At 25.9% G+C, this 13,529-nt stretch carries 11 protein-coding genes, 1 tRNA gene and 1 pseudogene; 5 read left to right on the top strand and 8 right to left on the bottom strand.

Features of this window, described 5'->3' with window-relative positions:
- Positions 1-189 precede the first annotated feature (189 nt).
- Positions 190-900, top strand: a complete 711-nt coding sequence (gene purC, locus TGUWTKB_RS02990) for a phosphoribosylaminoimidazolesuccinocarboxamide synthase (RefSeq protein WP_041063398.1) — start codon at positions 190-192, stop codon at positions 898-900.
- Between the two features lie 43 nt (positions 901-943).
- Here the strand turns inward: purC and dapE are convergent, their stop codons facing one another.
- Both dapE and tal read right to left on the bottom strand, forming a co-directional pair.
- Positions 944-2,074 carry a succinyl-diaminopimelate desuccinylase gene (dapE, locus tag TGUWTKB_RS02985; RefSeq protein WP_041063396.1) on the bottom strand — a complete coding sequence of 377 codons (1,131 nt, stop codon included), beginning with the start codon at positions 2,072-2,074 and terminating at the stop codon, positions 944-946.
- Between the two features lie 200 nt (positions 2,075-2,274).
- The gene (gene tal, locus TGUWTKB_RS02980) at positions 2,275-3,231 is read right to left on the bottom strand and encodes a transaldolase (protein WP_041063394.1); all 957 of its coding nucleotides are present in this window, start codon (positions 3,229-3,231) and stop codon (positions 2,275-2,277) included.
- A 258-nt stretch (positions 3,232-3,489) separates the two neighbouring features.
- Between tal and lpcA the strand changes: the two genes are divergently transcribed.
- The 4 genes from lpcA (at position 3,490) to TGUWTKB_RS02960 (ending at position 7,558) form a co-directional block, all read left to right on the top strand.
- Positions 3,490-4,086 carry a D-sedoheptulose 7-phosphate isomerase gene (gene lpcA / locus TGUWTKB_RS02975; RefSeq protein ID WP_041063392.1) on the top strand — a complete coding sequence of 199 codons (597 nt, stop codon included), beginning with the start codon at positions 3,490-3,492 and terminating at the stop codon, positions 4,084-4,086.
- Between the two features lie 226 nt (positions 4,087-4,312).
- A complete protein-coding gene (locus tag TGUWTKB_RS02970) occupies positions 4,313-6,025 on the top strand; it encodes a potassium/proton antiporter (RefSeq protein ID WP_232501624.1) in 1,713 nt (570 codons plus the stop codon).
- A gap of 64 nt (positions 6,026-6,089) precedes the next feature.
- Entirely contained in the window at positions 6,090-7,385 is a 1,296-nt protein-coding gene (locus tag TGUWTKB_RS02965; protein ID WP_041063390.1) for an anaerobic C4-dicarboxylate transporter family protein, read from the top strand.
- Positions 7,386-7,485: 100 nt separating this feature from the next.
- A tRNA-Phe gene (locus TGUWTKB_RS02960) sits at positions 7,486-7,558 on the top strand.
- A 129-nt stretch (positions 7,559-7,687) separates the two neighbouring features.
- On the opposite strand, the gene TGUWTKB_RS02955 is transcribed toward TGUWTKB_RS02960, so the two are convergent.
- The 6 genes and pseudogenes from TGUWTKB_RS02955 to fabF all read right to left on the bottom strand — a co-directional run bounded on the left by TGUWTKB_RS02955 (position 7,688) and on the right by fabF (position 13,477).
- Positions 7,688-8,035, bottom strand: a complete 348-nt coding sequence (locus TGUWTKB_RS02955; protein ID WP_041063388.1) for an HIT domain-containing protein — start codon at positions 8,033-8,035, stop codon at positions 7,688-7,690.
- A gap of 30 nt (positions 8,036-8,065) precedes the next feature.
- Entirely contained in the window at positions 8,066-9,532 is a 1,467-nt protein-coding gene (ptsG, locus tag TGUWTKB_RS02950; RefSeq protein ID WP_041063386.1) for a PTS glucose transporter subunit IIBC, read from the bottom strand.
- A gap of 112 nt (positions 9,533-9,644) precedes the next feature.
- Positions 9,645-10,436, bottom strand: coding sequence for a TatD family hydrolase (locus TGUWTKB_RS02945; protein ID WP_041063384.1), 792 nt, complete (start codon positions 10,434-10,436; stop codon positions 9,645-9,647).
- A 45-nt stretch (positions 10,437-10,481) separates the two neighbouring features.
- The gene (locus TGUWTKB_RS02940) at positions 10,482-11,489 is read right to left on the bottom strand and encodes a DNA polymerase III subunit delta' C-terminal domain-containing protein (protein WP_041063382.1); all 1,008 of its coding nucleotides are present in this window, start codon (positions 11,487-11,489) and stop codon (positions 10,482-10,484) included.
- A pseudogene (gene tmk, locus TGUWTKB_RS02935) lies at positions 11,465-12,099 on the bottom strand (dTMP kinase). The gene TGUWTKB_RS02940 and the pseudogene tmk overlap by 25 nt, the downstream one beginning before the upstream one ends.
- Before the next feature lie 130 nt (positions 12,100-12,229).
- A complete protein-coding gene (gene fabF, locus TGUWTKB_RS02930) occupies positions 12,230-13,477 on the bottom strand; it encodes a beta-ketoacyl-ACP synthase II (protein WP_041063380.1) in 1,248 nt (415 codons plus the stop codon).
- Between the last annotated feature and the right edge of the window lie 52 nt (positions 13,478-13,529).

Raw genomic sequence — 13,529 nt, 5'->3', positions numbered from 1 at the left:
AATGAAATAATGTAATTGTTAAAGTTGATTTCTTTTCAAGAACCTATATAGAAGATTATATGTTCAAAATTGTTGAAAAATGGAAGATTAAAAGATTTAACATTAATTATATCATAGCAAAATATGTTAAAAGAATTAATATTCATATATAATCCTCTTAACGAAAAATATATTATCAAATGAGTATAAATGTGTAAAAAAATTTTTTCAAAAGGAAAAACAAAAACTTTATATTGTACAGAACACGTAGATTTTCTTATTATGAAATTTAGGGATGATATATCTTCAAAAAATGGTAAAAATTGTAGTTCTATTAAGCAAAAAGGTGATGTTAATAATCAGTTAAATTACTTTATTATGAATTATTTAAGTAAAAACGACATTCCAGTGCATGTAATTAAACTAATTAATAAGAATCAAGTTTTAGTGAAAAAATTAACAATGTTTCCAATTGAATTTGTGATTCGTAATCGTGTTGCTGGATCATTATCTAAACGTCTGCATTTAGAAGAAGGTAATATTATAAAACCACAGATATTTGAACTTTTTTTGAAAAATGACAAAAAAAATGATCCAATGATTAATGAATCTTATTGTGAAGCTTTTGGATGGATTAGTAAACAACATTTAGAAAAAATATACATTTTATTAAAAAATATAAACAATATTTTAATAAAACTTTTTAGTAAGGTTCAGTTAATTTTAGTTGATTTTAAGTTAGAATTTGGATTATTTAAAAACAATCTAACTTTAGGCGATGAAATTTCTTTAGATTGTATGCGAATTTGGGATAAAAAAACACTAAAAAAGATGGACAAAGATAGATTTCGTAAAAATTTAAATAATATTATTGAATCTTATAAAGAAGTAAATCAACGTTTAGGAATATATGATTTTTAAAAAAATAATATATAGTTTTTGTACTCATATTTGACTAGAGAATTTATAACATTAGTTGTTCAATTATTTTTTGATATATTAAACTTAATTTTTGTATATCTTTTATATTAATACATTCATTGTTTTTGTGAATTGTTTTATTAATTGGACCTAATTCAATAACTTCTGCACCTTGTTCTGCAAGAAATCTTCCGTCAGAAGTGCCACCTGATGTTTCAATTTTAGGATAAAAGCCATTATATAAATTTAGTATTTTTAAAACAACGTCCATTAATTTTCCTTTTTTTGTTAAAAAAGGATTTGCAAAAATTTTCCATTTAATTGAAAAATTTAAATTGTTTTTTTTTAGCAATTTTTCTACTATTTTTTTTATATATATTGAGTTAATTTCATTATTAAATCGAAAATTAAATTGTATAAAGATTTTTCCAGGAATAATGTTTTCACATAAATAATCAGCTTTTATATTAGTAATTTGAATTTGTGTAGGAACGTCACAAGTAGTTTCTTTATCCCAATTAATTAGTAATAATTCATTTAAAAAAGGTATGATTTGATGTACAGGATTAATTATTAAATTAGGATAAGCAACATGACCTTGAATTCCATAAACTGTTAAATAGGCACTCATTGATCCTCTACGACCGTTTTTTATAATATCACCTAATTTTTCCGAACTTGTAGGTTCTCCTACAATACAATAATCTAAACGTTCATTATTTTTAATAATTTTCTTGATCACTTTTTTTATTCCATTTTTTCCACTTCCTTCTTCATCTGAAGTAATTAAAAATGCTAATTTTCCTAAATGTTCAGGATATTTTAAAACAAAATTTTCTGCAGCTATTATCATAGCTGCAATCGCACCTTTCATATCAGATGCACCTCTACCAAAAATAAAATTATCTGAAATGACAGACTCAAAAGGATTATGTATCCAGTTTTTGATATTTCCTGGTGAAACTACATCTGTATGACCTAAAAAAATTAAGGTTTTACCATTATTACCATGAGTTGCCCAAAAGTTATGGGTGTCATCTATATTTAATTTTTTAATATGAAAATTAAATTTTTTTAAACGATTAATAAGTAATGTCTGACATCCTGCATCATCAGGTGTTATTGATTTCTTTTTAATTAAATCTTTAGTTAATTGAACAATTGGACAGATCATATAAAACCATTCCTTTTTATATTAATATAAATTTGATATATTTTTATCAAATAGTTTAAAGCTTTTATATACTTACTAAATTAATTATATTATTTTAAGAGTATATATAAAGTAAAAAGTAACCTATAAGTATAAGTTACTTTTAAAAATGTTTTATGAAAAAATACTATTTTTAATCCTAATGTAAAAAATTTTTGTTGTTATAGTAAGTTATGCATTAATATCTTTTCTATTTTTTGTTGATCAGTAAAAAACAAACGAATACCTTCTGAAAGTTTTTCTACTGCTATTTGATCTTGATTATGTTGCCATCTAAAATCTGATTCAGAAATATTAGGTAAAAAATGATTATTAATTTTTTTTATAGGTTTTAAACAACGTTTAATAGGTAGATTATTGGATTTTAAAATTTCTAATAAATTAGGAGAAATTGTTAAACGATCACATCCAGATAAAGCTAAAATTTGATTAGTGTTTCTAAAACTAGCAGCCATTATAATAGTTTTATAATTATTTTCTTTATAATATTGATAAATTTTACGTACAGATTTTATGCCCATATCTTCACTTTCAATATATTTGCTTGTTTTATTTTTTTCTTGATACCAATCATAAATCCTGCCAACAAAAGGTGAAATTAAAAATACTCCAGCCTCAGCACAAGCACGTGCTTGTGCAAAAGAAAATAATAATGTTAAATTGCAATTGATTTTATATTTTTTTAATTCCTTAGCTGCACATATTCCTTCCCAAGTTGACGCAATTTTTATTAAAACTCTTGAGCGATTAATGCCAGACTCTTCATATAAATCAATTATTTTTCTGGCTTGTTTAATGCAAGAATGTTGATCAAATGAATAACGAATATCTATTTCAGTAGATACATATCCTGATATTCTCTTTAAAATTTCAATTCCAAAGTTTACACTTAATTTATCGTAAGCATTTACTATTTGTTTACATTTGTCGCCTCCTTTTTTTTTTGCATAATTTATAGCATTTTGTAACAAAAATTCATAAATTTTTAATTTTGTTGTTTTTAAAATTAATGAAGGATTTGTTGTAGCATCATGTGGTTTATATAAATAAATTGATTCGATATCACTACTATCTACTACAATGGTACTATATTTTTTTAAAGCTTCTAATTGATTCATTATATAAAACCTTATAAATGTTTATTATTATTGTAATGAACAATAAAAAATTATTGTACTAAAACTATGATTCTTTATTAAATTAATTAATAATTATCTCTCAGTGAAATTATTAATTAATTTAATAAAAAATCATAGTAACCTTTCGAAAAAATTATTATAATTACATTAACAAAAATCAAAAAAAATGTTATAACATGTAATTTTTTTATTTTTATAAAGAAATTTATAATATTAACTTGTGAAATTTAAAATACTATGTATCAAAATATTATTTACGCAGAATTACAAGAATCTCAAGAACTAATTAACGATTTCATAAAAAAAAAAGAAAATATTTATGCCATTCAAAATTCTGCAATATTAATAGCGAAAAGTTTCAATAAAGGAGGAAAGATAATATCTTGTGGAAATGGTGGTTCACATTGCGATGCTATGCATTTTACTGAAGAATTAATGGGAAAATATCGAAAAAAGAGAGTAGGTTATCCAGCAATTGTTATTTCTGATCCTAGTTATATTTCATGTGTCAGCAACGATTTTGGATATCAATATGTTTTTTCGCACTATATCGAAGCAATTGGTAAACCTCAAGACATATTATTAATTTTTTCTACATCTGGCAATTCAGTTAACCTTTTACATGCAATTCAAGAAGCAAAAAAAATAGGTATGAAAATTATTAGTTTAAATGGAAATACAGGAGGAAAAATAAAAGGAAAATCAGATATTGAAATTTGTATCCCTCATTTACGATATTCTGATCGAATTCAAGAAATGCATATTAAAATAGTACATATTATAGTCTTATTGATTGAGAAAGAAATGACAAAAAATCTAAAACAAACAAAATAATTTAAAACAATCATAGGATATTTTCTATTTTTGATAAAAAAAATCGTAACAATTTTAGTATAATTCGTATTTTTTTTTAACAACTACAAATTAACAATTTTATCAACTATGCTAAAAACAATAAGTATTTTATGTCATAAATTAAATTTTATGGTAAATATCTTATAAGAATAAAGTCATAATTTTTTTATCAAAAAAATTATGCATGATGAAGAATGAGAACATAATGTATACTTTTTTTATTATAGGTTCTATACTTGTATTTGTAAGTATTTTATTAAGTTCATTTTCTTCTCGTTTAGGAATTCCAATTTTATTTGTTTTTTTAGTTTTAGGAATGCTAACTGGTTCTGATGGTATTGTAGGTATAGATTTTGATAATTATCCTTCCGCATATGTTATATCCAATTTATCACTAGCAATAATATTATTAGATGGAGGTATGCGTACAAAAAGAAGTTCTTTAAAAGTTGTCCTTGCTCCCGCCCTTTCTTTAGCAACTTTTGGAGTTGTGATTACTGCTGTGTTAACCGGTTTAGCTGCTATGTTTTTATTTAAATTCAATTTAATCCAAGGATTACTTGTAGGAGCTATTATTGGTTCTACTGATGCTGCAGCAGTATTTTCTTTATTAGGAGATAAAGGATTAAATGAACGAGTAAGTTCTACATTAGAAATTGAATCTGGTAGCAATGATCCAATGGCTGTTTTTCTTACTGCAACTTTAGTTAATATAATAGCAGCAGGACAAAACAAACTAAATTGGATGTTTTTGTTACATTTTATACAGCAATTCGGTTTAGGAATTATTTTAGGATTAGGAGGTGGATGGATACTTCTACAACTTATTAATCGAATATCATTAGCAAATGGTTTATATCCTTTATTAGCATTAAGTGGCGGAGTATTAATTTTTTCTGTAACAAGTTTGTTAGATGGTAGCGGAATTCTTGCTATTTATTTATGCGGATTTTTATTAGGAAATTCACCTATTAAAAACAAAAATGGTATTTTGCAAACTTTTGATGGAATGGCGTGGCTCAGTCAAATTGGTATGTTTGTTATTTTAGGATTATTAATTAACCCATCTGATTTATTAAAAATAATTCTTCCAGCCATTATTCTATCTATATGGTTAATTATTGCAGTTCGTCCATTTTCTGTTTTAACTATTTTATTGTTTTTTAAAGAATTTACTATAAGAGAAAGATTATTTATTAGCTGGGTAGGTTTAAGAGGAGCTGTTCCTATTATTCTTGCTGTTTTCCCAATGATTGCAGGAATCAAAAACGCTACTCTTTATTTTAATTTAGCTTTTTTTGTTGTTTTAGTCTCTTTAATTTTACAAGGAACTACAGTAGGTTTTGCTGCAAAAAAAGCACGTGTTACTATTCCACCTAGTTCAGATCCTATAAATCGTATTAGTTTAGATATTTATCCTACAAATTCTTGGGAACAATTTATTTATCAACTCCATGAAGATAAATGGTGTATAGGTGCTGCATTACGAGATTTACGCATGCCTAGAGAAACACAAATTTCAGCTTTATTCCGTAATAACATATTAATTAATCCTACTAATAATACACGCCTAAAAGCCGGAGATATACTATGTATAATAGGAAAAGAGTGTGATTTACCCATTTTAGGGAAAATATTCAGTCAATCACCATTTATTTCTATTGATCAAAAATTTTTTGGAGAATTTATAATTGATGCAAAAACGTCTATTCATGATTTTGCTAAAATTTATGGTTTAGAATTGGAAAAAAATATTGATCCTAGAAAATCACTAAACGAATTCATGATTCATATGATAGGTGGTACTCCAGTTATAGGAGATCAAATAGAATGGAAAAAAATTATTTGGACAGTAGCAGAAAAAGATAACGAAAACAATATTATAAAAGTAGGAGTACGTTTTGTAGAAAATCAATAATTTTTTTTATAATTTTTTAAAATTATCCAAAATTTTATATTTTTAAATAAAACAAGGAAAAAATATGATAATAGTAGAACTACTTATTGTTTTTTTATCAATTGGATTAGGAATTAAACTAGGTGGAATAGGAATAGGATTTAGTGGTGGTTTAGGAGTTTTTCTATTAACTTTCTTTTGCAAAGCACATATTGGATCTATTCCATTTGACGTCATAGGTATTATTATTTCAGTAATTTCTGCTACTTCAACTCTAGAAGCAGCTGGTGGAACGAATTATTTAATTGATATTTCTGAAAGATTTTTAAGAAAACGTCCTAAATATATTAATTTTCTTGCTCCTTTAGTTACTTATTTAATTACTATAGTTTCTGGTACAGGAAATATGGCTTTTGCAACTTTGCCTATTATTTCAGAATTAGCAAAAAAACAAGGTGTTCAACCTTCACGTCCATTATCTGCATCTGTAGTCGCTTCTCAAATAGCCATTACAGCTTCCCCGCTTTCTGCAGCAGTTATTCTCTTTTCTTCTTTATTAGAAGAAACAGGTATAAATTATTTAAAGTTTTTAGGAATATCTTTTTTTTCTACAATTGCAGGTATTTTTTTTGCAATATTAACTATTAATTTTTTTGAAGATAATTTTTTTCAAAAAAAATATCATAAAAATATAATAATTGATAAAAAGAAAGTATCTACTTCAAAAAAAATATTCAATAAAAAACAATCAAGAACATCAGTACTAATTTTTTTAATTGGTGTTATATTTATTGTAGTCTACTCATTTTTTTTTGAAAAAAATGCAACATTTGGTAACTTAACATTATCACGCAATAATGTAAGCATTTTAGTAATGTTAACTATTGCTACTTTAATTACATTATATTCTAAATTAGATTCTAAAAAAATTTTAAAAACTAATATATTTACCATTGGTATGAGCGCTTGTGTCTGTATTATGGGTGTTTCTTTACTTGGTGATACTTTCTTACACAGCCACTTTTCATTAATACAAAATAGTCTTAATAGTATCCTAAAAAATTATCCATGGATGTTATCTATTATTCTTTTTTTCTCCTCTATTTTTTTATACTCTCAAGCAGTAACTACAAAAATCTTTATGCCTTTAATGCTTGCTTTAGGTATTAAACCAATTATTATAATTTCTTCTTTTTCAGCTGTATCTGCATTATTTGTTTTACCAACTTATCCAACTTTATTAGCAGCAATAGAAATTGATGACACTGGATCTACATACATTGGTAAATATATATTTAATCACTCTTTTATAATTCCAGGTATTTTATCTATTTTTTTCTCTGTTTTGTTTTCTTTTATAATGTGTCTTGTTATTTTATAATAAATTAATAAGATTAAAAATTGTTACGCTACATTAAATATTATTTTAAAAATATTAATATTGACTTATTGAAACAATTAAAATAAAATCCTTTCTAGTTGCCCGGATAGCTCAGTCGGTAGAGCAGAGGACTGAAAATCCTCGTGTCCTTGGTTCAATTCCAAGTTCGGGCATTGAAGAATTAAAGTTAACAACAGTTCATTATCATCAAAAAAAAATTAAAATCCATATATAAAAAACGATTCCTTTCTTAAAAAAGACAAGAATCGTTTATTTAATAAGTTGTTAAAGTTGAAAAAATTTTATAAAGTTTTTGACCCTAATGACGTTCCTGCAAGAAAATGCAGATGAAGATGTTTTATTACTTGGCCGCCATCATCATTACAATTCACAACTATTCGATAACCTTTTTCCGCTACTTGTTCTTTTTTTGCTATTTTAGCTGCTACTGTAAACATATGACCAATAATGTACTCTTGTTCTTTTTGAATATCATTTATTGTTGCGATATAAATATTTGGAACTATAATAATATGAATAGGTGCTTTAGGAGCAATATCATGAAAAGCAGTAACTAGATCATCTTGATATACAATCTTAGATGGAATCTTGCGATTAATTATTTTGCTAAAAACTGTTTCTTTTGACACAATATATCTCCTAAAGTTATTTAAAATAATTTAAGAACTTTTTAAAGCATTATTTTTTTCTTTTATACTTTGCATATATTCATCCATTGATGTTTTTAAATTATCTGAATTTGTCCCAAAAATTGCTTGAATTCCTGACCCAACTACTAAAACACTTTGAGCACCTAGGCTTTTTAATTTGTCTTGATTCACTTTTGTAACATCTTTAACAGTAACACGTAATCGAGTAATACATGCATCAAGATTAACAATATTATTTTGCCCACCAAATGCAGTAACAAGTTCTTCAGCTTTTTCGTTATCTTGTAAAATACGATCATCTGTTTCTAACTTTAATTCTCTTCCTGGAGTTTTTAAATTAAAAGATAAAATCAAAATTCGAAAAATTGTGTAATATATTACACCATATGCAGTACCTACAATCGGAAACAACCATATTTTAGAACTATTTCCACTTAATAAAACAAAATCAATAAATCCATGTGAAAAACTAAATCCATCTCTCATACCTAAAATAATACAAATAGGAAATGCTAAACCTGCTAAAATAGCATGTATAATATAGAGTATTGGTTCTACAAAAAGGAACGAAAATTCAATAGGTTCTGTAATACCTGTTAAAAATGAAGTAAAAGCAGCTGAAATCATAATTCCACCGATTTTTACTTTATTTTCTGGTTTTGCAGATTGCCAAATAGCTAAAGCAGCTGCAGGTAAGCCATACATCTTAAATAAAAATCCACCAGAAAGTTTTCCAGCTGTAGGATCTCCTGCCATGTAACGCGCTATATCTCCATGCAATGTTCTACCAAAATTATCTACAAAATCGCCTATTTGCATTTGAAACGGAACATTCCATATATGATGTAACCCAAAAGGAACTAAAGCTCTTTCAACTACACCATATAACCCAAAAGCCATAATTGGATTTTGATATGCAGCCCATTGTGAAAATCTGTTAACTAATCTACCAACCGGAGGCCAAATGCAAGCAAATAATAATCCTATTACAATAACACTTAATCCAGAAATAATTGGTACAAATCTTTTACCAGAAAAAAAACCAAGATAATCTGGTAGTTTAATACGATAAAAACGATTAAACATATAAGCAGAAATAGCTCCAGCAAGAATACCACCGATTACTCCAGTATTTACAAACATTTTTTCTGCGCTTGTATTTAAATCTAATCCTAATATCAATGACGCTCCCAAATGTGTTGTTTCTTCCATAATGATATAAGATACGGCAGCGGCTAATGCTGCTACTCCATCGTTATTAGTAAAACCTAAAGCTATACCAATAGCAAAAATTAATGGAATATTTTCAAAAACAGCGCCTCCAGCATGAGACATTACCATAGATAATGTATGAGGCATCCATGGAATTTTTGAAGAACCTATACCTAATAAAATACCAGCAATAGGTAAAACCGATACTGGTAACATAAGGGCTTTTCCAACTTTTTGTAATCCTGCAAATACATTTTTAAACATAGAATTTAACCCCCTTTTTCGATATAGTGATATATTTACTATGTAAAAAAGATAATTCTTATAATTAAAGCATTTAATACATTTATTATATAATATACATACAAATTAATATTTAATCTATATACGAAATATTAAATAATTGAGTAAAATTTTTTTTAACAATATCTGCAAAATTTTTAACGTTCATATTTTTTATTTTTGCTATACAGTTAGCAATTTCAACAACATGAGCAGGATGATTTGTCTTTCCTCTAAAAGGTTCTGGAGCAAGATAAGGAGCATCAGTTTCAATTAAAATACGATTAGTAGGGATATATTTTATAGTTTCTCTTAGCTGTTCTGAATTTTTGAACGTTACAATACCAGAAAATGAAAGATACATACCAATATCAAGAAATTTTGATGCTATTGATTTATTTCCATTGAAACAGTGCATAATTCCCCTAAAATTTTCTATTTTTTCTTTTTTTAAAATAGATAAAATATCTGTATAAGAGTTTCTTGCATGTATAATAACTGGTTTTTTTAATTGATAACTAACATCAAGATGTTTATAAAAAGCAGATTGTTGTTGTTTTTTTCTATCGCTACTGTGAAAGTAGTCTAAGCCCGTTTCCCCAATAGCAATAACTTTTTTATCCAGTGATAATTTATATAAAGAGTGATAATCTAAACTATCTATTTCTTTTTGATATAATGGATGCACACCACAAGATATAGCAATATTTGAATAATCATTAACCAAATTTTTCAAATGTTTAAATTGCGATAAAGTAGTAGATATTCCTAAAATGAATTTTACATTTTTTAAAAAGCATGTTTCCATGATATCTTTCAAATTATAAGAAAAATTACTAGACGATATTAAAGAATCTATATGACAATGAGAATCAATAAGAAACATAGTGTATTATAAATAGTTTTTTAGTTTTTTATATTAGTTATTTTATTATAAATTTATGATTTCTTCAAAATCTAATAACAATTTTACTATAATTAATTCACGATTAATAGCACTGATTTTTATTAAAAATTTACGTGCATTTATTAAAATCTTTGTAAGATTATATAAAATACTATAGGAAAAAAAATTTTTATTTTCTTTAAAAATATTAATACAATCACAATTAGTTATATGGTATGTTGCTTTAACTTTCCATTTCATAAAATCTAAAAAAAAAGTTAATAACCAAGAAGTATATAATATTAATTGATCGTCATTAAGTATAGTAAATATTTCTTGGAAAATTTTTTTTCTAAAAAAAATCATGATATTAAAAAATAATATTTTTCTTTTATTCCATAAAATGTCATTAGACAAAAAAGAAAAAGCAGCAATAGGTCCATTTCCACATAATCGTAAAGCAGTAATTAAATCAACTTCGCATTTTTGTGTTTTTGCTTTTAACCAATTTAAATTTTCTTTTTCATTAAAATACAAAAGAGATATTTTAAAACAACGACTTTTTATACTATTTGATAAATAAGAAAAATTTTTAGAAGAAATAAAAAACCAGGTATTAGAAGGTGGTTCTTCTAATATTTTTAATAAACTATTCATAGAAGATTTACCTAACTGTTCAGCAAAAGGAAACCAAACTATTTTAGGACCATCTTGTTGCGCATAATTAAAAAGTTTTTCAATTAATTTTCTAATAATATCAACGCTAATTAATTTTTTTTTATCTTCTGCTTCTACACAATACCAATCAGGATGATTTCTTTTTTTCATTAATCTACAATGATGGCATATTTTGCAAGATATATCATAACTCGTATTATTTTGACACATAATCCAACAACTAAAATTCCAAATTAATATTTCATCACCCATACCATCAATAGTTTCTATAATAGTTGAATGATGATATTTTTTTTTTTTATATTGATATACCATATTTCTATAAATTTTTTTTAACCAACTATATTGATCTATATTTTCATTTTTATCATCCATTTTTTTAACTCTTTTTTTACGGAAAAAACTACTTTTTTAAATGGCTGCGTAGCATCAATTAATAACATTGATTGTTTTTGATTTACAATATCTAAATATTTTTGACGAGTACGAATAAAAAAATTTAAAGATTCATTTTCTTCAATTCGATCTAATTCCCCCCTTTGATAAACTCTTTTTAAACCTATTTCTGGTGATACATCAAGATAAAAAGTTAAGTCAGGTTTACAATCATTCAAAAAAAATTTTTTTAAAAATTTTATTTTTTCATCGTTGATACGTCTACCTCCTCCTTGATAAGCTTGAGAAGAAAGATCATGACGATCGTTAATCACCCACTTTCCTTTTTTTAAAGCTGGTTTTATTACTTTATGAAATAATTGAACACGTGCCGCATAAAATAGTAATAACTCTGTATCTTCAAAAATTTTTTCTGCATTTTTTTTTTTATTAAATAACGTATTTTTTCTCCTACTATTGTGTTTCCAGGTTCACGATTTAAAATAATTTTTTTTATTCCTAAATTTAATAAAATATTTTTTATTACTTTTTGTATAGTAGTTTTTCCAGATCCTTCTAAACCTTCAATTACTAAAAATTTTCCTTTCATTGCTTTCCTTTTTTAATATTGTTTCAGTATTAAATGTAAGAATACTATTGTTTATTTTTTTTAATTCAATTATTTAATTATCTATATGCATTATTGTAATTGTTAAGGTATTTTTATATAAAAAGTAATATCATTTAACTTTGCTAAAAATTAAAGAACTATTAGTTCCTCCAAAACCAAATGAATTACATAAAACATACTTTAATCCTTTAACTTGTCTTGAAATATGAGGTACAAAATCTAAATCGTCACAATTTGTGTCTTTATTATCTAAATTAATAGTTGGAGGAATAATTTGATCACGTAAACTTAAAATAGAAAAAATCGATTCTACTGCACCTGCAGCTCCTAAAAGATGACCTATCATTGATTTAGTAGAACTAACCATAATTTTTTTTGAATGTTCACCAAAAACATATTTTATTGCTTTAGCTTCTACTTCATCTCCTATAATAGTAGATGTTGCATGAGCATTAATATATCCAATTTGTTCTGGAACAAGATTAGCATCAGACAATGCATTCCTCATAGATAAAATCGCTCCTTTACCGTTAATAGATGGTGTTGTAATATGGTAAGCATCACTACTCATACCGAAGCCAACTAGTTCTGCATATATTTTGGCATTACGTTTTTTTGCATGTTCAAACTCTTCTAAAACTATTACACCAGCTCCATCTGATAACACAAAACCATCCCTATATTTATCCCATGGACGACTTGCTTTTTTAGGATTATTTTTTTTTGTTGAAAGTACACGAGCTGCCCCAAAACCTCCGATACCTAACGGAGTACTAGCTTTTTCTGCTCCACCTGCTAACATTATATCTGCATCGTTGTAAGCTATAATTCGAGCGGCTTGTCCTATATTATGAGATCCAGAAGTACAAGCTGTAGAAATGGAAATAGTTGGCCCTCGTAAACCATACATAATACTTAAATATCCTGCCACCATATTTATAATAGTAGAAGAAACAAAAAAAGGACTAATTTTTCGTGGTCCTACTTCTAATAATAATTTGTAATTTTTTTCAATTAATCTTAGTCCTCCAATCCCAGAACCAATTGCTACTCCAATACGTTGTGATTTTTTATCATCTATTTTGAGTCCAGAATCTTGCCATGCTTGTATACCTGCTACAATTCCATATTGTATAAATAAATCCATTTTTCGTTGATCTTTTTTTGAAATAACTGAACTACAATCAAAATTTTTGATTAATCCAGCAAAATTCGTTGTATATAAATGTGTATCAAAATGATCAATTAACGTAATGCCACTGTGACCTTCAACTATTTTTTTCCAAGTTGAATCTATAGTATTTCCAACAGGTGATAATATTCCTAAACCAGTCACAACAACTCGTCTTTTAAACATTGTTTCCTCAAGAATTAATTTTAAATTATCAGGCAGTCAAAGAAAAGACTGC

Source organism: Candidatus Tachikawaea gelatinosa, from assembly GCF_000828815.1.
GTDB lineage: Bacteria > Pseudomonadota > Gammaproteobacteria > Enterobacterales > Enterobacteriaceae > Tachikawaea > Tachikawaea gelatinosa.
This window is presented reverse-complemented; position numbering and strand designations above follow the sequence as displayed.